Raw genomic sequence first — 20,704 nt, forward strand, 5'->3', positions numbered from 1 at the left:
GGTTTTCGCGTTGTGCGCAGCGGCGCGCTGCGTGTAGATTGGCCGGACAATTACAAGCACAAGGAACCGGCCTGTGAGCGCGTGTTACTGCCGCAACTGCGGCGCCCGAGCGACCCGTCTCGTCGAGAACGGCATCTGCGAAGCCTGCAAGCGGCGCTCGGACATCAATCCGAAGAACGTCCTGATCGCCGCCGCCCTGATCGTCTACATCGGGGTGAACGTGGCTGCCTACATCAAGGACCACCCGCCCCGCGAGCTGACCGCCGAACAGCGCGAGAAGATCGCCGAGGGCCAGCGCCTGGCGACCCGCGCGGCGATGATGGCCGGCTACGTCGACTGAGTCGCGCTCCCCATAGGCCCTGCGCGTCCATGCCGGAATGAAAAAGCCCCGCGGATGCGGGGCTTTTGCGTTGCGCGACGGGGGCTCAGACGATCACGCCCTGGCTGCGCAGGTAGTCGTCATAGCTGCCGCTGAAGTCGGTCACGCCGTTCTCGCCCAGCTCGATGATGCGGGTAGCCAGCGAGGAAACGAATTCGCGGTCGTGGCTGACGAAGATCAGCGTGCCCGGATAGTTGTCCAGCGCCAGGTTCAGCGCCTCGATGGACTCCATGTCCAGGTGGTTGGTCGGCTCGTCCATCACCAGCACGTTGGGGCGCTTGAGGATCAGCCGGCCGAACAGCATGCGGCCCTGCTCGCCGCCGGAGATCACTTTCACCGACTTCTTGATCTCGTCGTTGGAGAACAGCATGCGGCCGAGGGTGCCGCGCACCAGTTGTTCGCCGCCCTGGGTCCACTGGGCCATCCAGTCGAACAGGCTCATGTCGTCGGCGAAGTCGTCGGCATGGTCCTGGGCGAAATAGCCGACGTCGGCGCTGTCGGTCCATTTCACCTCGCCGCCGTCCACCGGCAGGTCGCCGACCAGGCAGCGCAACAGGGTGGTCTTGCCGATGCCGTTGGGGCCGATGATGGCGACGCGCTCGCCGGCCTCGACCTGCAGGCTCAGGCCCTTGAACAGCGGCTTGCCGTCATAGCCCTTGCTGATGTTTTCCACGGTCACCGCCTGGCGGTGCAGCTTCTTGTATTGCTCGAAGCGGATGAACGGGCTGACCCGGCTGGACGGCTTGACCTCTTCCAGCTGGATCTTGTCGATCTGCCGGGCGCGGCTGGTGGCCTGCTTGGCCTTGGAGGCGTTGGCCGAGAAGCGGCTGACGAAGGATTGCAGCTCGGCGATCTGCGCCTTCTTCTTGGCGTTGTCCGACAGCAGGCGCTCGCGGGCCTGTTCGGCGGCGGTCATGTACTCGTCGTAGTTGCCCGGGAACAGGCGCAGCTCGCCGTAGTCCAGGTCGGCCATGTGGGTGCAGACGCTGTTCAGGAAGTGGCGATCGTGGGAAATGATGATCATGGTGCTGTTGCGCGCGGTGAGCACGCCTTCCAGCCAGCGGATGGTGTTGATGTCCAGGTGGTTGGTCGGTTCGTCGAGCAGCAGCACGTCCGGGTCCGAGAACAGCGCCTGGGCCAGCAGCACGCGCAGCTTCCAGCCGGGGGCGACGGCGCTCATCGGGCCGAAGTGCTGCTCCAGCGGGATGCCCAGGCCGAGCAGCAGCTCGCCGGCGCGGGACTCGGCGGTGTAGCCGTCGAACTCGGCGAACTGGACTTCCAGCTCGGCCACCGCCATGCCATCTGCCTCGCTCATTTCCGGCAGCGAGTAGATGCGGTCGCGCTCGGCCTTCACCGCCCAGAGTTCCTCGTGGCCCATGATCACCGTATCGATGACGCTGAAGTCCTCGTAGGCGAACTGGTCCTGGCGCAGCTTGCCCAGGCGCACGTTGGGTTCCAGCATGACCTGGCCGGCGCTCGGCTCCAGGTCGTTGCCGAGGATCTTCATGAAGGTCGACTTGCCGCAACCGTTGGCGCCGATCAGGCCGTAGCGGTTGCCGTTGCCGAACTTGACGGAAACGTTCTCGAACAGCGGCTTGGCGCCGAACTGCATGGTGATATTCGCGGTGGAGATCAACTTCTTTACCTATAGAGGACTTACGCACGCCTGGACCGTGGCGATACCGGTCTGCTACCGGTTCTCGGCTTTCCGCTGCGCTCCATCTGGAGCATGGGTCGATCCTGCGGGCATTCGTGGAGTGCCGCAGCCAGCGTCATGACGTGGCTGTAGCGCGATGAAGGCGGGGTGTGATGCCTGGCATTCGGCGAATTGTCTCACAGGTGCGCCTGCCGTTGCATGACAGCGTACGCCGAAGCGGTTTTTCCCGCCGCCCGGCAGGTGGTAGAGTCCCGTCTTCCGCTCATCCGCAAAGGACTCCCCGATGAAGCCCGCTGTTCTCCCCGCGTTGTTGGTTCTGTCGCTGCTGGGTGGTTGCGGGGATTCGTCGTCGGACCGGAAGGCGGCTTCCGGGTCGCTGGCCCTGCGCTGCGGAGACTTCGGCAAACTCGAAGTGATCGACGGTTTCGCCAGTCTCAAGCTGCCCGACGGCAGCAGCGTCCAGTCGCTGGGCGGCGATGTCCGCAGCCTCGCCGATGGCCAGGCGCTGAGCGCGATTTCCTATAGCGACGGTTCGGTCCTGTACCGCCAGGCGGGCGACACGCCCGGCTACCTGTACACGCCGGCCAAAGGCCAGCGGCAGGCCTGCGAGACGCGCTGAACGATCCCGCCGGAGGGAATGCCCATGCCCGGTGCCGCCGATATTGTCCGTCATCACGACAGCGACCCGCTGGAAAATCCCTGGGTCGACGGCCAGCCGCCAAGCGCGGCGAGCAACGGGTGGCGGACTACAACCGGCGCAAGGAGCCGCTGATCCGCGCCATCTACGCGCGGGTTTTCGCGGCCGCCGGGTTGATCTGAGCCACGCAGGCGCAGGCCGGCTGTCGCATCGCTCGTCGAGCCGCTAGAATCCCGCTCCCCATTCCCCGCAAGGCCCGCCAGCATGCCGCATCTCGTCATCGAAGCCACTGCCAACCTCCGCCTCGAAACGTCCCCCGGCGAACTGCTGGAGCAGGCCAATGCCGCGCTGTTCGCTTCCGGGCAATTCGGCGAGGCGGACATCAAGTCGCGCTTCGTCACCCTGGAGGCCTACCGGCAGGGAACCGCGGCGGTCGAGCGCGCCTACCTGCATGCCTGCCTGTCGATCCTCGACGGGCGCGACGCGGCGACCCGCCAGGCGCTGGGCGAGTCGCTCTGCGAGGTGCTCGCCGGAGCGGTGGCGGGCGGCGGCGAGGAGGGCGTGCAGGTCAGCGTCGAAGTGCGCGAGATGGAGCGCGCCAGCTACGCCAAGCGCGTCGTCGCCCGGCAGCGCTGAGAGACTGGCGCGCGCCTGGCTCAGATCCAGGCGTTCAGCGTCGCGCGGGCCTGCGTCGGGTCCTCTTGCCGTCCCGGCGCCTGGCCGTTCTGCATGGCGATCATCTCGCGCATGCGTTCGCCGATGCCTTTCTCCACCTGTTCGCGTTTCTCCGGCGGCATCGCGTCCAGTTCCTCCTCGGTCAGGCCGAGGCTCTTCAGGACCTGCTCGCGCATCCGCTCGGCAGGCGATTTCTGCATGTACTCCTTGAACTCGTCATAGGCCGACTTGCCTTCGCTGGCGCCGGCAGGGGCATTCGCCTGGTTCTGCTTCAGTGTCAGGTTCAGCTTCGCAAAACCCTCGTCCATGGCCTGGCGGGCGGACTCCGCGGCGGGATCGACGGCCTCGTTGCGCAATGGCGTGCCAAGGGCGGGGCGCGGTTTCAGCAGATCGCCGTTGCCGATCTCGGTGTTGGCTTGCCGCTGGTTGTTCAGGTAACGCGCAGACCAGCCGGAAAGGCTGGCGGGACCTATGCTGTTCATGACCTGCTTCCATGGAAATGAATGACCGCCGCTCCGTCGCAAGGGCCGTGCCAGGTCGCCGAACCCCGCGCCAGAGGGCTCGGCGCATGGCGCAGGGCGGGGCGGAGGCAAGCGCTTGCCGCGAACGGCAACGGCGTTCCGCGGTTAGAATGTCCGACTTGTGCAGCAGGTTGCGAAGAGAGCCATGACCGACACTCCCGACGATCGAACCGGAGATGCCTCCGGTCTGTCGAAGCGCCAGGCATTCCATCGGCAGCACCGGCAACGGGCGGAGGAAGAGGCGCGGCGCCTGCTCGACGCCCGCGCCGAACAGGGCGGCCGCTGGCTGGACTGGGTCGCGGGCCAGCTCTACCTCCTGCGTCCGCCGGAATACGCGGCCATGGTGCGTCGCGAACTGCAGCGCCTGAGCGGCGACTGAAGCTGGCGAATTTGTCAGCGCGGATTGCAGTTTCGCCAGGAAACCCATGCCACTGGTAAGGTGGCCATCCCAGAAGATCAGAGGAGGCGGTATGCCTTTGAAGCAGTTTTCCAGTGCACTCGTTCTCGCGGCCCTGCTCGCCGGTTGCAGCAGCAACGGCGACGGCCCGTCCACCGAAGGCGCCAGCGTAGCCACCGGCAGCGCCAGCGCGCCCGCGGCCACCCCGGCAGCGGACGGCCGTTGCGACGCCAATGCGGTGCAGGCCTATGTCGGCAAGCAGGCTTCCGCGGCCATCGTCGAGGAGGCCCGCCGCGCCGCCGGAGCGGAAGTCGCCCGGGCGCTGCGCCCGCACGATGCGGTGACCATGGACTACAACCCGCGCCGGCTGAACATCGATGTCGACGACACGCTGGTGATCAAGCGCCTGTCCTGCGGCTGACCGCCCAGCCCCGAATACGAAGAAGCCCCGCATCGCGGGGCTTTCTCTTGGCCGTTCGACGAGGCCTCAGATGGCGGTACTGCGTAGGGCGGCGTTGGACTGGCTGACGGCGGTTTGCGGTTTTTCCTCGAGAATTGCCTGACGCTTGGCCTGGTATTCCTCGAACGACAGGCTGCGCCGGGCCAGGTCCTCCAGCGCCAGTTGCCTGACCTCGTCGCTGCTGTACGGGCGAGAGGGGTTGTAGTCGCTGGCGCAGCCGGCGAGGGCGAGGGAGAACAACAGTACGCTGATGAGTGCCTTGGCCATGACCGGCTCCTGGATTCGCTTTCCTGGGGGAATGGTCGAAAGGCTAACAACCGCGCCGCTGCGCTAGAAATCATCCTGCTCGATAGTGCTTATTCGTTCGGCTGAACGCGGGAAGAAGCGCTGCCGGCGGCGGCAGGCGCCAGCCGGGCCGTGGGGTGGACGACGCGATTGGCGCCGCCCGCCGGCATGTCCCGCGCTCGGCCGGGAGAACAAGCGGCAGGCCGCTGGGGCCTGCTCAGGCGGCGACTTGCGCAGGCTTGCCCAGCAGGCGGTCGACCAGGCTGCAGGCGGCGAGAGTGGCGACCGAGGGGATCAACCAGGCCAGGCCCTGTTCGGCCAGCGGCAGGTGCAGCAGCCATTGCGGGAAGTCCTGGCCCAGGCCCGCCGCCTTCAGGGCATCGAGCACGCCGAACGCCAGGGAAACCAGCATCACCGGGGCGAGGATGCGCGTCGCCGAATGCCAGAGGCCGATGCAGAAGCTCAGCGCCACCAGCACGATGCACGGCGGATAGATCGCGGTGAGCACCGGGATCGAGACCTGGATCAGCTTGGTCAGGCCGAGGTTGGAAACGATGAAGGAGAACCCTGCCAGGATGATCACCAGGCTGCGGTAGGACAGCGGCAGGCGCTGGCAGAAGTACTCGGCGCAGGCGCAGGTCAGGCCGACCGCGGTGACCAGGCAGGCCAGCGCGATAAGTCCCGCCAGGAACGAGCTGCCGAGGCTGCCGAAGGTATGTTGCACGTAGGCATGCAGGACCGCCGCGCCGTTGCTGGCGTCGGCGGCGATGGCATGGCTGCCGGCGCCGAGCCGGAACAGGCTGACGTAGACCAGCACTAGGCCGACACCGGCGATCAGCCCGGCGACGATGGCATAGCGGGTGATCAGCCGCGGCGACTGCACGCCGCGGGAACGGATGGCGTTGACGATGACGATGCCGAAGACCAGCGCGGCGAGGGTGTCCATGGTCAGGTAGCCGTTGACGAAACCCTGGGAGAACGCGGCCTGGGTGTACTCCGGCTGGGCCGTGCCGATCGGGCCGGCGGGCCAGAGGAAGGCAGCGACGCCGAGAATCGCCAGGGCGAGGATCTTCAGCGGGGCGAGGAAGCGTCCGACGGTGTCCAGCAGGCGACCGGGGTAGAGGGAGATGGCCAGGGCCAGAAGGAAGTACGCCAGGCTGTAGACGAACAGCGCCGTGCCGCTCTCGCCGAGCAGCGGCACCACGCCGACCTCGAAGGACACCGTGGCGGTGCGCGGAATGGCGAACAGCGGGCCGACCGCCAGGTAGCAGACCGCCGCCAGCAGGCCGCCGGCATACCTGCCGATCGGATGGCTGAGGGCGTCGACCGAACCGCCGACCTTGGCCAGGGCGATCACGGTGATCACCGGCAGCCCCACCGCGGTGATCAGGAAGCCCAGCGCCGCCAGCCACACATGGGGGCCGGACTGCAAGCCGACGATGGGCGGGAAGATGATGTTGCCGGCCCCGACGAACAGGGCAAAGGTCATAAAACCAAGCGCCAGGATGTCCCGGCCTTTCAAAGCGTTCATGCTGGAGAGGTACCGCGCTGCTCGAGGAAATTCACAGAAGGGTTTCCCGGGGGGTAGGGGAAACGGCACTCATCTGGATGGGACGAGCAGGGGAGGCGGCCGCCGTCCTTGTGGGAACCGGGCCGTAAGCTTGGCATGCTAACGAAAATGCCGGGGTCGCGGGATAGACATTGGTCTGGCTGTCCTTTTGTTGAAAAACGACGTCGCAATCAGAACAGTCCGTAGGCACCGGCGCCGGAGCGCTCCGCGTTCCTTGCCGCTTGCTGTCTTCCGCCTGCGTCGGCGGCGCCATGCGGGGGGTATGCCGGCGAACCCGGAAAACGCCCGGAAAGCTTCCCGCGAACTTTTTGAAATCAGGCTGAAAGCCCCGGAATACAAGGGCTGCGGCGCTTCCGAAGGGTTACGTTTTCTGTAGGTATTCTTCACGAAAGATTGACGGATCGCCGAGCAGACTGCCGCCGTCGTCGAGTGCTGCCAGGGGCAACGCTGCGCACGGCAACCCGGAAGTCAGTGAAGATCCGTGCCCATGTCGAAAGCCCGCGCCGTCCGTCCCGAACTGCTGACCCTGCTGGTCAGCCTCGCCTTCCTGCTGTTCTACAACCTGCCGCTGTGGCAACGCCTGCTGGCGATCACCCCGGGGGGCTGGCAGGGCCTCGGCATGATGCTGGCGGTCGGCCTGATGATCGCCGCGATCTTCAACCTGGCGCTGACCCTGCTGGCGTTCCGCTGGCTGCTCAAGCCGGCGCTGACCCTGCTGATCCTGGCGGCCGCCGGTACCACCTACTTCATGACCCAGTACGGCGTGCTGATGGACGTCGGCATGCTGCGCAACGTCATGCAGACCAACCCGGCCGAGGTCGCCGACCTGCTTTCGCCGAAGCTCGCCGTCTACCTGGTGTTGCTTGGTGCGCTGCCGGTCTGGCTGCTGTGGCGCACCCCGGTGCGCTACCGGCCGTGGCCACGCGAGCTGCTGAGCAAGCTGCTGGTGGCGCTCGCCTGCCTGGCCCTGCTTGCCGGGGTGGCGCTGGCCAATTACCAGGGGCTGTCCTCGCTGTTCCGCAACAACAAGGAACTGCGCCTGCAGGTCACCCCGAGCAACCTGGTCGGCGCCGCCATCGGCTACGCCAAGGGCCAGGCCCAGGCCGCCAGCCAGCCACTCCGGCCGATCGCCGTCGATGCCCGGCGCGCCGACCTGTGGCAGGGCCATGCGCGCAAGTCGCTGACCGTGCTGGTGGTGGGCGAGAGCGCTCGGGCACAGAACTTCGGCCTCAACGGCTACGCTCGCGAGACCAACCCGCGGCTGAAGGCCGAGGAGGGCCTGATCAACTTCTCCAACGTGCACTCCTGCGGTACCGAGACCGCGGTGTCGGTGCCCTGCATGTTCTCCAACCTGGGCCGCGCGGACTACAGCGACGCTCGCGCGCGCACCCAGGAAGGCCTTCTCGATGTGTTGCAGCGCGCAGGCCTGCGGGTCCTGTGGCGGGACAACCAGTCCGGCTGCAAGGGCACCTGCGACCGCGTCGCCTTCCAGGACCTGAGCGAGAGCAAGGATCCGGCCCTGTGCGACGGCGGCGAGTGCCATGACGAGATCCTCCTGCGCGACTTGCAGGCCTTCATCGACGGGCTGCAACAGGACACCGTGCTGGTCCTGCACCAGATGGGCAGCCACGGCCCGGCCTACTTCAAGCGCTATCCCAGGGAGTACGAGAAGTTCACCCCGGTCTGCGCCAGCAACGACTTCAGCGCCTGCTCGCGGGACAGCATCATCAACGGCTACGACAACACCCTGCTGTACACCGACCACGTGCTGGCCAGCCTGATCGACCTGCTGCGCAAGAACGAAGAGCGCATCGATACCGGCATGCTCTACCTCTCCGACCATGGCGAGTCGCTCGGCGAGTACAACCTCTACCTGCATGGCACGCCTTACCTGCTGGCGCCGGACCAGCAGAAGCACGTCGGCATGCTGGCCTGGTTCTCGCCCGGCTACCAGAGCGCCTTCGGCCTCGACAGTGGCTGCCTGCGCCAGCGCAGCAACGAGGAGCTGTCCCAGGACAACCTGTTCCACTCGATGCTCGGCCTGCTGGAAGTGCGCACCGGCGCCTACGATCCCGGCCTCGACCTGTTCGCCCCGTGCCGTGCGCCGGAGGTCCTGCAGGCGCTCAAGGCCGACGGCGGACGGGCGCTGTACTCCGAGGAAGCGTCTGGCCAGGAGCCGCCGGCTTCCTGATACGACTCGGCGAAAGGACTATTTCCTTCGCCTCGCGGAAGGGTAAGGTTCAGCCTCGGAACCCGCGAGGACGCCCATGGATCGCCACGCCCAACACCACCCCAGGAGCCGCGCCTGCGTGCTGCCCAACGGCCTGCGCCTGCACCTGGCGCATGATCCGGCGGCATCGCGCGCCGCTGCCTGGCTGCGGGTGGCGGCGGGCAGCCACGACGAGCCGAGCGCGCATCCCGGCCTGGCCCACTTCCTCGAGCACCTGTCGTTTCTCGGTGGCGCGGCGTTTCCCGGCGACGAGCGCCTGATGCCGTGGTTGCAGGTGCGCGGCGGCCAGGTCAACGCCAGCACCCGGGGCAGGACCACCGACTATTTCTTCGAGGTGACGGCGGAGCACCTTGGCGCCGGTCTGGCACGGCTGATCGACATGCTCGCCCGCCCCTTGCTGGACATCGATGCGCAACGGCGCGAGCGCGAAGTACTCGAGGCCGAATACCTGGCGCGCTCGGCCGACGAGCAGACCCTGATCGACGCGGCGCTGGCCCTCGGCCTGCCCGCCGGACACCCCCTGCGGCGTTTCGCTGCCGGGCGCCGCGACAGCCTGGCCCTGGAGAACGATGCGTTCCAGCGGGCCCTGCGCGAATTCCATGCCGCCCACTATCACGCCGGCAATTGCCAGCTATGGCTGCAAGGGCCGCAGGCACTGGACGAGCTGGAGAGGCTGGCGCAGCGTGCCTGCGCCGACCTGCCGGGGCGCGCGCCAGGCGCGAGTCCGCCGCCGCCGCCGTTGCTGCCCTTCGCCGGCGAAGCGCTGGCGCTGCGCCTGCCGGGACCGCCGCGGCTGGTGCTGGGCTTTGCCCTCGACGCTTTGCGGGAGGCCGACGAACAGACCCTGCAGGCGTTCGCCGAATTGCTCGGCGATCGCTCGCCGGGCGGGTTGCTGGCGGCACTCGGCGAACAGGGCCTGGGCGAATCGGCGGCGCTGCGGGTGGTTCACCGGGATGCGCGGCAGGCGCTCCTGGCGTTGACCTTCGAACTGTTCGACGGCAGCGCGGCGGCGGCGCTGGAGGCGGCCTTTTTCGACTGGCTGGGCGCCCTGCGCGACGATGCCGCCAGCCTGCTGGCGGCGCGCCGGCCGTTGCTGGCGGAGCCCACTGCACCGCTGGAGCGACTACGCCAGCGCGTTCTTGGCCTGCCAGCGGAGATTCGCCCGGCCTGCCTGGACGCGCTGCGCGCCGACCGTTGCCTGCGGCTGCACCTGGACAGCGAACTCGACGGCGCCGAAGCGCGCTGGTCGGCGGGCTTCCGCCTGAGTGTGGCGCCGGTTGCCGCAGCGCCGCCGCTGACCGCGCAGCGGCATACCTGGCGCTTCGAACTGCCGTTGCCGCCCAGTGCCGCCGCCGAGGGCGCGCTGTTCCTGCGCTGGCGCTTTCCCGGCGTGCCCGTACGGTCACGCTTTCTGGCGCTGCGCCAGGCGTTGCGTCCGCTGTGCGGCCAGGCACGCCTGGGGGGTGTGGAGATGGGCCTGGAGGCGCTCGGCGAGGACTGGTCGCTGAGCCTGCTCGGTCCGCGCGATCGCCTCGAGGCCGCCGTGCGCCCGGCCCTGGCCCGGCTCCTCGCGGCGCCGCCCGACTGGCGCGCGAGCGGCGAGCGTCTGTCCTCCGCCGAGCGGCGCCGCAGCGCCACTGGCCTGCCGATCCGGCAATTGCTGGACGCCTTGCCCGGCGTATTCGGCGAGCCGCTGGCGGAGGTCGACGACTGGCGGCGGACGCGCTGGGACGCCTTGGTCATGCAGGCCGCGATGCCAGATCCCCGATGGATGCCCGGCCAGGCTGCCGGCGAGCGCCTGGAGCCTCTGCCGCCGAGGCCCGGACGGCATCGCCGCGAACTGGCCGTGGACGGCGAGTCGGCGTTGCTGCTGTTCTGTCCGCTGCCCTCGCCGGAGGTGCCGATGGAGGCGGCCTGGCGCTTGCTGGCGCGCCTGCACGAACCGGCCTTCCAGCGGCGCCTGCGCGACGAGCTGCAACTGGGCTACGCGTTGTTCTGCGGCTTCCGCGAGGTCGGCGCCCGGCGCGGCCTGCTGTTCGCCGCGCAATCTCCGCGTGCCTGCCCGGAACGCCTGCTGGAGCATATGGAGACCTTCCTCCAGCGCTCCGCCGAGGCGCTCGCGCAACTGCCGGCGCGACGCCTGGCCGGCCTGCGCGAAGCCCTCGCCGACGACCTGCGCCGAGCACCGGGTAGCTTCGCCGAGCGAGCACGGCGCGCCTGGGCGGAGCACCTTGGCGGTGGTGCCGGTCGCTCCCGGCTGCTCGCCGAGGCCGCCCTCGGCCTGAGCGGCGACGACCTGCTCGCGGCCCAGGCCCGGTTGCTGGAGGCGCGTGGCGGCTGGTGGGTGCTTTCCAGCCGGCGCTGAAGCGAGCCACGCGGTAACTCGACGACAGCCTTGCCGGCGTCACTGCGGCGTTAGGTCGAAAGCCGCGCTGCTTCGGTGGCGCTCCCGCCGCGACCAAGGTTGCGCTACCGCCGGAGGAGCGCTGCCCGCGCCTTGCGCAGCGGCACCCACGCCCACCATGAAGAAGCGTCGAAGCAGGCCCAAGGAAGCGTATGGCAGGGCTTTCCCGGTTTCGATAATCGGCTCCGCCACGACCGGCCCGGTCGTTTCACCTCGCGGAGTGCGCCATGAACAAGAACAACACCGCCGTTCGCCGAATCCTGCCGCTGACCCTGGCCTCGCTGGGTGCCCTGGGCGGCCTGCAACCGGCCGCCGCCGATATCCTGCTGTACGACAAGGACGAGACCACATTTTCCACCGACGGCTACTTCAATGCCTTCTACGTCAACAGCGACGTCGACCGCCAGGGCGAGACCTACGATCGCCGCCAGTCGCGGGTGAAGATGGGATTCCTGCCGAACTACATCGGCTTCAACTTCGGCAGGAAGGTCGACGAGCTGAGCCTCGGTGGTCGCGCTTCCTTCTGGGTGACCATCAACGACAGCGAGACCGACGGCACCGATACCGCCATCGACGTCCGTCAGTTCTATGGCACGGTCGCCGGCGACTGGGGCGAGGTGCTGATCGGCAAGGACTTCGGCCTGTTCTCGCGCTCGAACATCTTCCTCGACGAACTGCTGGCCGGTTTCGGCAACCCCAGCGACACCCTCGGCCTGGTGGACGGCAAGGGCGTCTCCTTCGGCAACATCGGCACCGGCTATCCGTATCCGTTCCCCACCTCGCAGATCACCTACCGCAACAACAACCTGCTGCCCGGCCTGCGCATCGCCGTGGGCATCCTCGACCCGATCGACTCCAACCAGATCGACAAAGATGCCAGCGACGGCCTCGACGACAAGGCCTACCAGGACAACCCGCGCTACGAGAGCGAGGTCAGCTACCAGTTCGACCTGGCCGGGGCGCAGGTCTACAGCTGGATCAACGGCGGCTACCAGACTTCGAAGAACACCAGCGACAGCGTCGACAGCGTGACTTCCAAGGGGGTCGGCTATGGCTTGCAGGTGAAGATGGGCGGCTTCTCCGTGACCGGTTCGGGGTTCACCGCCAAGGGCATCAATCCCTTCTTCACCAACAACGCCGGCGAAGCCGCGCTGCGCGAGGTGGACAGCCGCGGCGCATTGCTGCAGGGCTCGTATTCATGGGGCAAGAACCGCCTGGCGCTGTCCTACGGCAAGACCGTCGACGACGGCAACGGCCTGGGTTCCGCGGCCGACTACGAGAGTCGCGGCATCGCCTATTTCCGCACGATCAACGACAACCTCAAGCTGGTCGCCGAGCTGAACCGCTACCGGATCGACGGGCGCGACGGTGCCGCGCTCGACGAGGACACCGACACCGTGGCCCTCGGCGCCGTACTGAACTGGTGATACCGCTACTTTCGAAGGACCCCGCCGCGACCCAAGTAGGATAGGGGCCGCGGCGGCGCCCTTCGTAGAATGCTGGCGAGGCGGAACGACGGGGGAGCGGGCATGTACGAAGGGCAGGGGGAAGGGGTCTGCAGGGGCATGTCCAGCGCGCGCGACGTCGAAGTGGTGGCCCAGGACCTGGCGCGCCAGCTTATCCATCCGCACCTGGGCTTCGTGCTGTTCTTCTGTTCCGCGGAATACGACCTGCCGGCCCTTGCCGAGATGCTCGAACGCTACTTCGGCGGCATCGACCTGGTCGGCTGCACCACAGCCGGCGAGATCACTCCGGCGGGCTACGGACGCGGCTGCGTCAGCGCGGTGGGCTTCGACGTGCGCAGCTTCGCCATCAGCAGCGCGCTGATCGACGAAATGGAGCGCTTCAGCCTGCTGGACGCGCAGCAGATGGTCGAGACCCTGGTGGCCGGCTGTCGCCGCGGCGGCCTGGCGCCGATCAAGGACCACAGCTTCGCCCTGACCTTGCTCGACGGCCTGTCCAGCCGCGAAGAGGTGGTGCTCGCCGCGCTTGGCGCGGCGCTCGGCGCGATCCCGCACTTCGGTGGCTCGGCCGGCGACGACCGGCACCTGACCCACACCCATGTCTACCACCAGGGCCAGTTCCATACCGGGGCGGCAGTGGTGGTGCTGGTCAACACCTGGCTGGACTTCGAGGTCTTCACCACCCATCACGTGGTGCCGCGCGCCGAAAAGTTGGTGGTGACCCGCGCCGACAGCGGCAGCCGGCGGGTCCACGAACTCAACGCCGAGCCGGCGGCGCTGGAATACGCCCGGCTGGTCGGGGTGCCACCGCAGGCGCTGGATTTCGCCCTGTTCTCTGCGCATCCGCTGGCGGTGCGGGTCGACGAACGCTATTACGTGCGCTCGATCCAGCAGGCCAACGAGGACCTGAGCCTGACGTTCTACTGTGCGGTGGAGAACGGCATCGTTCTCACCGCGATGAGCACCGGTCCGCTGTTGCCCAACCTGGAGGCGCAGTTCCGCCGCCTCCACGAGCGCCTCGGACCGCCGTTGCTGACCATCGGTTGCGACTGCTTCCTGCGGCGCCTGGAGCTGGAGGTCGGCGGTGACACGCAAGCTACCGCCGCGTTTCTCCGCAGCCAGCAGGTGATCGGCTTCAACACCTACGGAGAGCAATTCAATGGCATGCATATCAACCAGACCTTCACCGGGGTCGCCATTGGCCGACCCCGCGGAGGTGTCCGTCGCTGAGCTGCAGGCGCGGGTCGTCGCCCTCGAAGAAGAGCGGCACAAGTTGCAGCGGATCAACCAGGCGCTGATCGGACGCATCGAGTCGAGCGCCGCGCAGAGCGACGAGGCCTACGGCGCCTTCCAGTACTCCGTGGTGCTGGCCGAGCAGGTCCGCGAGCGCACCGACGCGCTGAGCCAGACGATGCTCGAACTGAAGGCCAGCAACCAGTTGCTCAGCGACGCTCGCCTGCGTGCCGAGACCGCCCACCAGCATCTGCTCGACGCTATCGAAAGCATCTCCGACGCCTTCGTCCTGTTCGATCCGCAGCAACGCATCGTGTTGTTCAACGAGCGCTTCCGCGCGCTGTGGATCGACAGCCGGGCGCGGATCGGTCCTGGCATGCGTCGCGCCGAACTGCACCGGCTGGCGCGTAGCGGCGGGCTGATCGTCGAGGAGCAGCGTGGCGGCGACCAGCAGACCCTGTACCGCCTGCGCGACGAGCGCTGGCTGCGGATGAGCGAGCGACCGACCCGCGACGGCGGGCTGGCGGTGCTCTACAGCGACGTCACCGAGATCAAGCTCAGCGAGACCGCGCGCCGCGAGCAGGCGCTGGCGCAGAAGTCGCACCTGTTGCAGCGGGCGGTGGACAATCTCTCCCAGGGCGTGGCGATGGTCGGTGCCGACGGCGTGCTGGAGTTGTGGAACCGGCGCTTCCTGGAGCTCTGCGGGCTGGCCCCGATCGCCGGGCACCGGGCCTTCGCCGAAGTCATGGCGGAGAGCGAATTGCCGTTGCTCACGCCGCGCAGCCAGGACCCCCAGGGGAGTCCGCTGAGCGCCCGCGAGCAGCGCCTGTTCGATGGCCGGGTGCTGGAGATCCGTACCCATGCGCTGCCCACCGGCGGCTTCGTCAACACCTTCACCGACATCACCGAACGCTATCGCCACGCCGAGGCGTTGCGTGCCAGCGAGCGCTGGATCCGCCTGATCACCGACCAGGTGCCGGCGCTGATCGCCTATCTCAGCGACGAACTGGTCTACGAATTCACCAACAAGGTCTACGAGGAGTGGTACCGCTGGCCCAGCGGCTCGATGCTCGGCCGCTGCCTGCGCGACGTGCATGGCGCCGAGCACTGCCGGCGCCTGGAACCGTACTTCGAGCGGGCCCTGGCCGGCGAAAGCGTGACCTTCGAGATCGCCGAGACCGCGTTGTCCGGCGAGGAGCGCTACATGCAGCGCTCCTACGTGCCGAACCGCCAGGCCGACGGCCGGGTCGCCGGGCTGTTCGTGCTGATTCGGGATATCACCGAGCGCCGGCGGACCGCCGAGGCGCTGCACCAGGCCTACCAGAACCTCGAACAGCGGGTGCGCGAGCGGACCGCCGAGCTGACCACCCTCAACGACCAGTTCAAGCGCGAGATCCACGAGCGCAGCCAGGTCGAGGCGCGCCTGCGCGAGGCCAAGCGCGAGGCGGAACAGGCCAACCTGTCGAAGACCAAGTTCCTCGCGGCGGTCAGCCACGACCTGCTGCAACCGCTGAACGCCGCGCGGCTGTTCACCAGCGCCTTGCAGGAGCGCGGCAGCGCGGCGCGGGACAACGAGGCGCTGGTGAACAACATCAGCCATTCGCTGGAGGACGTGGAGAACCTGCTCGGCACCCTGGTGGACATTTCCAAGCTGGACGCCGGCGTGATCACCCCGGACATCGCCCCGTTCGAGCTTGGCGAACTGCTCGGCAACCTGGCCGCGGAGTACCGCCAGGTAGCCGCCAGCGAAGGGCTACGCCTGGACTTCGTGGCCTGCGGGGCACTGGTCCGCAGCGACCAGCAACTGCTCGCGCGAATCCTCCGCAACCTGCTTTCCAACGCCATCCGCTACACCCCGCGAGGGCGCGTGCTGCTGGGTTGCCGCCGGCATCGGCAGCGCCTGTCGATCGAGGTCTGGGACACCGGGGTGGGCATCGCCGCCGACAAGCTCGGCGAGATTTTCCAGGAATTCAAGCGCGGCGAGTCACAGCGTTGTCACCAGGACCGCGGGCTCGGCCTGGGATTGGCGATCGTCGACAAGATCGCCCGCATGCTCGGCCACCGGGTCCGGGTCGGCTCGCTGCCGGGCAAGGGCTCATGTTTCTCCATCGAGGTACCGCTGGCCCGCCATGCCGCGCGCAGTCGCGCCGAGCCGCTGGCCAGCGCGGACGACCTGCGCGAGCGCCTGCGTGGTTCGCGGGTGTGGGTGCTGGACAACGATGCGGCGATCTGCGCAGGCATGCGCACGTTGCTCGAAGCCTGGGGCTGCCGGGTAGTGACGGCGCTGTCGGAGGAAGACCTGGCGCGACAGGTCGACAACTACCATGCCGAGGCCGACCTGCTGATCGTCGACTATCACCTCGACGACCAGCGCAACGGCGTCGACGCGGTCGCCGCGATCAACGCCCGGCGCGGCTCGCCGCTGCCGGCGCTGATGATCACCGCCAACTACAGCAACGAGCTCAAGCAGCAGGTCCGCGAGCTTGGCCATACCCTGATGCACAAGCCGGTGCGGCCGATGAAGCTGAAGACCGCGCTCTGCCACTTGCTGGAGCGCGAAGCCTCGGTCTGATTCAGGCGCCTTCGCGCGCCGCGCGGCCCAGGCGCGGGGCGAGGATCAGGGCGATCCCGCCGAGCACCGCCAGGGTCGCCGGCGGCAATCGCGGGGCGAGCGGCTCGCCGAGCAGCAGGGCGCCGCAGAGGGCGGCGAGCACCGGCACGCTGAGCTGCACCGAGGCGCCCTGGATCGCCGTCAGCCCCGGCAGTGCGCTGTACCAGACGGCGTAGCCGAGGCCGGAGGCGAGGGCGCCGGAAAGCAGGGCATAGGCCAGCCCGGCGCCGTCCAGCCGCAACTGCCCGTGGAATGCCAGGAGCAGCAGGGCGGCGAAGGCAAGGGCACGCAGGAAGTTGCCCGCGCTGACCGCCAGCGGCTCGCCGCCGCCGCGGCCGAGCAGGGTATAGAGGCCCCAGGCGAGGCCGGACAGGAGCATCAGCAGGGCACCGCCCAGCGGCGGCGCGCTGGCTCCGGGGAGCAACAGGAACAGCAGGCCGCCCAGGGCCAGCAGGAAACCGAGCAGCGCCTGTCCGCCCAGCCGTTCGCCGCGCAGCAGGCCGGCCAGCAGCAGGGTGACCTGTACCGCGCCGAATAGCAGCAGCGCGCCGGTGCCGGCGTCCAGCTGCACGTAGGCGTAGGAGAACGCGGCCGCGTAGACGAACAGCGCCGCCGCCCCGCGCCAGCCGCCGCGCGCGGGCGTGGCCGGGCGCCGGCGCAGATGCAGCAGGACGGCGAGCATGAGGGCGCCGGAGAAGAGACGCAGGGCGGTGAAACTGACCGCGTCGATGGCGGTGTCCTTCAGCGCCGCGCGGCAGAGCAGCGAATTGCCGGCGAAGGCCAGCATCGCCAGGACAGTGAGCAGCAGGGTACGGCGGTCGGGCATCGGCGGGTCTCAGCGGCGCAGGTAGGCGGCGAAGTCGATGTCGCCGGCGCTGAGGATCGCCTGGACCCGGTTGTGTACCTTGAGCTTGCGCAGGATCGCCGAGACGTGCGCCTTCACCGTGGTCTCGGCGATGTCCAGGTTGTAGGCGATCTGCTTGTTCGACTCGCCCTTGGTCATCCGCTCCAGCACCAGCAGCTGCTTGCGGGTCAGGGCCTGGAGCAGTTCCGGGGAGATGCCGTGTTCTTCGTGGCCGCTGCGTCGCGGCGAACTCTTCTGGGTGCGGATCACGTCCGAGGGCAGGTAGACGTTGCCGTTGAGGATCTGCTCGATGGCTTCGGTCATCTGCGCGCGTGGCGAGGACTTGGTGATGAAGCCCACCGCGCCGTAGGTGATGGCCTGTAGCACCACCTGCTTGTCCTGCTCGGCGGAGACGATAACCACGGGAATGGTCGGGGCCTCGTTGCGCAGGTTCATCAGGCCGTTGAGGCCGTGCATGCCGGGCATGTTCAGGTCGAGCAGGATCAGGTCGAGGTCGTCGTGTTCCTGGGTCAGGCCCAGGGCGCTGTCGAGGTCGGCGGTTTCCATCACTTCGCTGCCGGGGAATCCGTCGGCGATGACATTGTGGATGGCCTCGCGGAACAGCGGGTGGTCGTCGGCGATCAGGATCTTGTACATGGCCTGCACCTCGTTATTGTCGTTATGGGCGGCTGGTGGCGGCTCGGGGCACGCGGGCGGATGCGAATGCGCTCACGGTAGCAGTCGTGGGCGCGATAGCCCAGCGGGTGGGCGTTCCGCCGCGCGCTGCCGGGGACGCGTCGCGGACGGTCGGCAGCCGGGTAGGCGGAGAAGGCGAACTCGGTACTGCGGCGGGACCACCGCAGGGTAGTCGGGCGCTACGCGGGGCAAGGCAAGGCGGGGCATGGCGGCTTCTCGTCGGTTCTTCTTGTATGCGTCATTACAGGGCAGGCGCGCTGCTTTGGAAATTCGACGTCCGGAGGGGTGAACCAGTACCAAAGTAGCAGGACCAGGCGCTTGCGCAGCGCTCCTGCTGCATTGGCGGCGCCCGCAAGGGCGGCTGGAGGCGGGTGGCCGCGCAAAAGTAGCGGCCCGGCAGTACCAAGGTAGTAGCACGCCGTGGCTCCGCGCGTCCTAGCATGTCTCGACAACGACAATGGACAGGAGTCGCCGCCATGCGCATCGCCGTCACCCTGGTGTTGCCCATCCTGCTGATCCTCAGCCTGCTCGGGTTCGATTTCCTCTATTCCCGCCACCTCGGCCAGGAAAGACCTGCCGCCTGCGCCGTCGGACAGGCCTGTCGGATCGCCCCCTGAGCCACGCCATGGATGACCTGCGACCCGCCGGCCCGGCGGAGTACCGCTGGCTGCTCGCCGTGCAGGAGCGCGAGCGGCGCTTGCTGGCCCAGGCGGTGCATGACGATATCGGCCAGTACCTGACGGGCATCCGCACCCAACTGTTGTTGCTGCGCTGCACGGCAGGCGACGGGCAGCCGGCGCTGGCACGCCTGGAGCGCTACTGCCAGGGGCTGGACGACAGCTTCCGCGCGCTGCTGCGCGGTCTACCGCCGCCGGCCCTGCAACGCCAGTCGCTGGACGAGGCGCTGCGCGCCTGCGTGGCGGACTGGCAGGAAGGCCAGGGCATCGCCTGCGAGCTGCGCCTGGGCGGTCCGCTGCCGCCCCTGGATGCGGCGGCCGGGACCCATCTCTACCGCCTGTTGCAGGAGGCGCTGAACAACGTCGCCCGGCATGCCGGCGCCAGCCGCGTGCGGATCCGCCTGCAATGCCGTGGCGGCTTTCTCTACCTGAGCGTACGCGACGACGGTCGCGGCTGCGCGGCGGACCCGGCACCCGGCTTCGGCCTGGACTCGATGCGCCAGCGCGCGCGCTGCCTGGGCGCTGAACTGAGCCTGCGCAGCCGTCCCGGACAGGGCCTGGCGTTGCGCCTGCGGATGCCGCTGGAACGCGACGACTGAGAGGAGAGGACGATGAAGATCCTGCTGGTGGACGATCATTTCGTGGTCCGCGAAGGGCTGGCCGCGCTGTTGCGCGGGCTGCTCCCCGACGTGGAGGTGAACGAGGCCGGCGACGGCGAAGAAGCCTTGCAGGCGGTGCAGCGGGAAATTCCTTCGCTGGTCATCGTCGATCTCGGCCTGCCGGGCATCAGCGGCCTGGAACTGACTCGCCGGCTGCGCCAGCGCCTGCCGCAGTTGCGTGTGCTGTTCTTCAGCCTCCACGACGAACTGGCCCTGGTGCGCCAGGCGCTGGATGCCGGTGCCCGCGGCTACGTGACCAAGCGAGCGGCGCCGACGGTGCTGCTGGAGGCGATACGGCGAGTGCTCGCCGGCCAGCTCTATCTGGAGCAGCCCCTGGCCACGCGCCTGGCCTGCCAGTCGTGGGAAGAGCAGGGCGGGGCAGCGTTGCGCGGGCTGACCCGTCGCGAGTTCGAGATCTTCCGCCTGCTCGCGCGTGGCCTGGCCCTGCGCGAGGTGGCCGAGCACCTGGGGGTAAGCGCCAAGACCGTGTCCAACCATGTCAGCCTGCTCAAGCAGAAGTTGCAGGTGAGTACCCAGGCGGAACTGGTGCACCGGGCCATCGACAGCGGCGTGCTGCGGCTGGGCCTGCCGCTGCCGCTCGCCGAGGAGGCTCGCGGCAGCCTCGGCTAGGGGGCCGTCGCTGCTGTCCGGCGCTTCACTGCCAGCCCGCGGGGCAATCCTTGCAACCCTGCATGTTGCTGCCCTGGAAGTTGCCGAAGCGCACCTTGCTGCCGCGCAGGTCGGCATCTTCCAGGTTGGCCTCGGCCAGCTTGACTTCCTGCAGGTTGGCGTCGCGCAGGTCGGCGCCCTTGAGATCGGCGCGGGACAGCCAGGTCATCTCCAGGTCGGCGGCGCGCAGCGTGGCCTGGTGCAGGCGGCCGCCGCTGAGACGGGCGAACTCCAGGTAGGCGGCGGTGAGGTCGGCGCCTTGCCACTGGGCGCCCTGGGCGAACAGGCCCCAGGCCTGGATCGCCACCGCCCTGGCGCCGGAGAGGTCGGCGCCGCGCAGGTTGGCTTGCTGCAGGCTGGCGCGGGTGAGGTCGGCGCCACGCAGGTTGGCTTTTTCCAGGTTGGCCAGGTCGAGCCTGGCGTGACGCAGGTCGGCGCCGGAGAGATCGGCGCCGGCCAGGTCGATGCGGCCGAGGTCGAGGTTGCGCAGGTCGGCGCCGCGCAGGTCGGCCTTGGCGCAGCGCGCGCCGGGCTCCAGGCGGCAGCCGGCGATGACGCGGACGTCGTCGATGTCGTCGGCGGCCTGGGCCAGGCCGGCGCCGAGCAAGGCGGCGCAGAGGAGGAAGGTCTTCATCGG

20 protein-coding genes are annotated in these 20,704 nt (G+C 68.5%); 13 read left to right on the top strand and 7 right to left on the bottom strand.

Annotated features, from left to right (window positions below; translation table 11 throughout):
- The first annotated feature begins 73 nt into the window (after positions 1–73).
- Positions 74–340, top strand: a complete 267-nt coding sequence (locus HMPREF1224_RS40625) for a hypothetical protein (RefSeq protein ID WP_003088334.1) — start codon at positions 74–76, stop codon at positions 338–340.
- An 85-nt stretch (positions 341–425) separates the two neighbouring features.
- Here the strand turns inward: HMPREF1224_RS40625 and HMPREF1224_RS40630 are convergent, their stop codons facing one another.
- Positions 426–2,015 (bottom strand): ABC-F family ATPase, encoded by a 1,590-nt coding sequence (locus HMPREF1224_RS40630; RefSeq protein WP_003111315.1) that lies wholly within the window; start codon positions 2,013–2,015, stop codon positions 426–428.
- Between the two features lie 304 nt (positions 2,016–2,319).
- Here HMPREF1224_RS40630 and HMPREF1224_RS40635 point away from each other — a divergent pair, with 304 nt between their 5' ends.
- Both HMPREF1224_RS40635 and HMPREF1224_RS40640 read left to right on the top strand, forming a co-directional pair.
- A complete protein-coding gene (locus HMPREF1224_RS40635; protein WP_003121973.1) occupies positions 2,320–2,655 on the top strand; it encodes a hypothetical protein in 336 nt (111 codons plus the stop codon).
- A 282-nt stretch (positions 2,656–2,937) separates the two neighbouring features.
- On the top strand, positions 2,938–3,309 hold the full coding sequence (locus tag HMPREF1224_RS40640; protein ID WP_003088488.1) for a 5-carboxymethyl-2-hydroxymuconate Delta-isomerase: 372 nt from the start codon (positions 2,938–2,940) through the stop codon (positions 3,307–3,309).
- 20 nt (positions 3,310–3,329) lie between these two features.
- On the opposite strand, the gene HMPREF1224_RS40645 is transcribed toward HMPREF1224_RS40640, so the two are convergent.
- Entirely contained in the window at positions 3,330–3,830 is a 501-nt protein-coding gene (locus HMPREF1224_RS40645) for a hypothetical protein (RefSeq protein ID WP_003119148.1), read from the bottom strand.
- Positions 3,831–4,014: 184 nt separating this feature from the next.
- Between HMPREF1224_RS40645 and HMPREF1224_RS40650 the strand changes: the two genes are divergently transcribed.
- A complete protein-coding gene (locus tag HMPREF1224_RS40650; RefSeq protein WP_003111311.1) occupies positions 4,015–4,248 on the top strand; it encodes a hypothetical protein in 234 nt (77 codons plus the stop codon).
- A 91-nt stretch (positions 4,249–4,339) separates the two neighbouring features.
- Positions 4,340–4,687 carry an I78 family peptidase inhibitor gene (locus HMPREF1224_RS40655; RefSeq protein ID WP_003113470.1) on the top strand — a complete coding sequence of 116 codons (348 nt, stop codon included), beginning with the start codon at positions 4,340–4,342 and terminating at the stop codon, positions 4,685–4,687.
- Between the two features lie 66 nt (positions 4,688–4,753).
- On the opposite strand, the gene HMPREF1224_RS40660 is transcribed toward HMPREF1224_RS40655, so the two are convergent.
- Together HMPREF1224_RS40660 and brnQ are read right to left on the bottom strand one after the other, a co-directional pair.
- Complete coding sequence (locus tag HMPREF1224_RS40660) at positions 4,754–4,993, bottom strand: hypothetical protein (protein ID WP_003088496.1); 240 nt, start codon at positions 4,991–4,993, stop codon at positions 4,754–4,756.
- Between the two features lie 235 nt (positions 4,994–5,228).
- Positions 5,229–6,542: a branched-chain amino acid transport system II carrier protein gene (gene brnQ / locus HMPREF1224_RS40665; RefSeq protein WP_003113469.1), complete on the bottom strand. Its 1,314-nt coding sequence runs from the start codon at positions 6,540–6,542 to the stop codon at positions 5,229–5,231.
- 526 nt (positions 6,543–7,068) lie between these two features.
- On the opposite strand from brnQ, the gene HMPREF1224_RS40670 reads away from it, so the two are divergent.
- The 5 genes from HMPREF1224_RS40670 (at position 7,069) to nahK (ending at position 16,483) form a co-directional block, all read left to right on the top strand.
- Positions 7,069–8,772 carry a phosphoethanolamine transferase gene (locus tag HMPREF1224_RS40670; RefSeq protein ID WP_010794089.1) on the top strand — a complete coding sequence of 568 codons (1,704 nt, stop codon included), beginning with the start codon at positions 7,069–7,071 and terminating at the stop codon, positions 8,770–8,772.
- 76 nt (positions 8,773–8,848) lie between these two features.
- A complete protein-coding gene (gene pqqF, locus HMPREF1224_RS40675; protein ID WP_049875576.1) occupies positions 8,849–11,176 on the top strand; it encodes a pyrroloquinoline quinone biosynthesis protein PqqF in 2,328 nt (775 codons plus the stop codon).
- Between the two features lie 266 nt (positions 11,177–11,442).
- Entirely contained in the window at positions 11,443–12,642 is a 1,200-nt protein-coding gene (locus HMPREF1224_RS40680; protein WP_003107001.1) for a porin, read from the top strand.
- Between the two features lie 102 nt (positions 12,643–12,744).
- Positions 12,745–13,908 (top strand): nitric oxide-sensing protein NosP, encoded by a 1,164-nt coding sequence (gene nosP / locus HMPREF1224_RS40685; protein ID WP_010794091.1) that lies wholly within the window; start codon positions 12,745–12,747, stop codon positions 13,906–13,908.
- Complete coding sequence (nahK, locus tag HMPREF1224_RS40690) at positions 13,838–16,483, top strand: hybrid sensor histidine kinase/response regulator NahK/ErcS' (protein WP_074198740.1); 2,646 nt, start codon at positions 13,838–13,840, stop codon at positions 16,481–16,483. Before nosP ends, nahK begins: the two co-directional genes overlap by 71 nt.
- A 1-nt stretch (position 16,484) precedes the next feature.
- Here the strand turns inward: nahK and HMPREF1224_RS40695 are convergent, their stop codons facing one another.
- On the bottom strand, positions 16,485–17,348 hold the full coding sequence (locus tag HMPREF1224_RS40695; RefSeq protein ID WP_004343294.1) for a DMT family transporter: 864 nt from the start codon (positions 17,346–17,348) through the stop codon (positions 16,485–16,487).
- Between the two features lie 9 nt (positions 17,349–17,357).
- Positions 17,358–18,023, bottom strand: coding sequence for a response regulator AgmR (agmR, locus tag HMPREF1224_RS40700; RefSeq protein ID WP_003107754.1), 666 nt, complete (start codon positions 18,021–18,023; stop codon positions 17,358–17,360).
- Between the two features lie 515 nt (positions 18,024–18,538).
- On the opposite strand from agmR, the gene HMPREF1224_RS45710 reads away from it, so the two are divergent.
- The 3 genes from HMPREF1224_RS45710 to HMPREF1224_RS40710 are packed head-to-tail and all read left to right on the top strand — an operon-like array spanning position 18,539 to position 20,028.
- Positions 18,539–18,679, top strand: a complete 141-nt coding sequence (locus HMPREF1224_RS45710; protein ID WP_003088510.1) for a hypothetical protein — start codon at positions 18,539–18,541, stop codon at positions 18,677–18,679.
- An 8-nt stretch (positions 18,680–18,687) separates the two neighbouring features.
- Positions 18,688–19,338, top strand: a complete 651-nt coding sequence (locus tag HMPREF1224_RS40705; protein ID WP_003107757.1) for a sensor histidine kinase — start codon at positions 18,688–18,690, stop codon at positions 19,336–19,338.
- A gap of 12 nt (positions 19,339–19,350) precedes the next feature.
- Positions 19,351–20,028, top strand: a complete 678-nt coding sequence (locus HMPREF1224_RS40710; protein ID WP_003124732.1) for a response regulator transcription factor — start codon at positions 19,351–19,353, stop codon at positions 20,026–20,028.
- Positions 20,029–20,053: 25 nt separating this feature from the next.
- Here the strand turns inward: HMPREF1224_RS40710 and HMPREF1224_RS40715 are convergent, their stop codons facing one another.
- Entirely contained in the window at positions 20,054–20,701 is a 648-nt protein-coding gene (locus tag HMPREF1224_RS40715; RefSeq protein WP_003088520.1) for a pentapeptide repeat-containing protein, read from the bottom strand.
- Between the last annotated feature and the right edge of the window lie 3 nt (positions 20,702–20,704).

This window comes from Pseudomonas sp. P179, from assembly GCF_000478485.2.
GTDB lineage: Bacteria > Pseudomonadota > Gammaproteobacteria > Pseudomonadales > Pseudomonadaceae > Pseudomonas > Pseudomonas aeruginosa.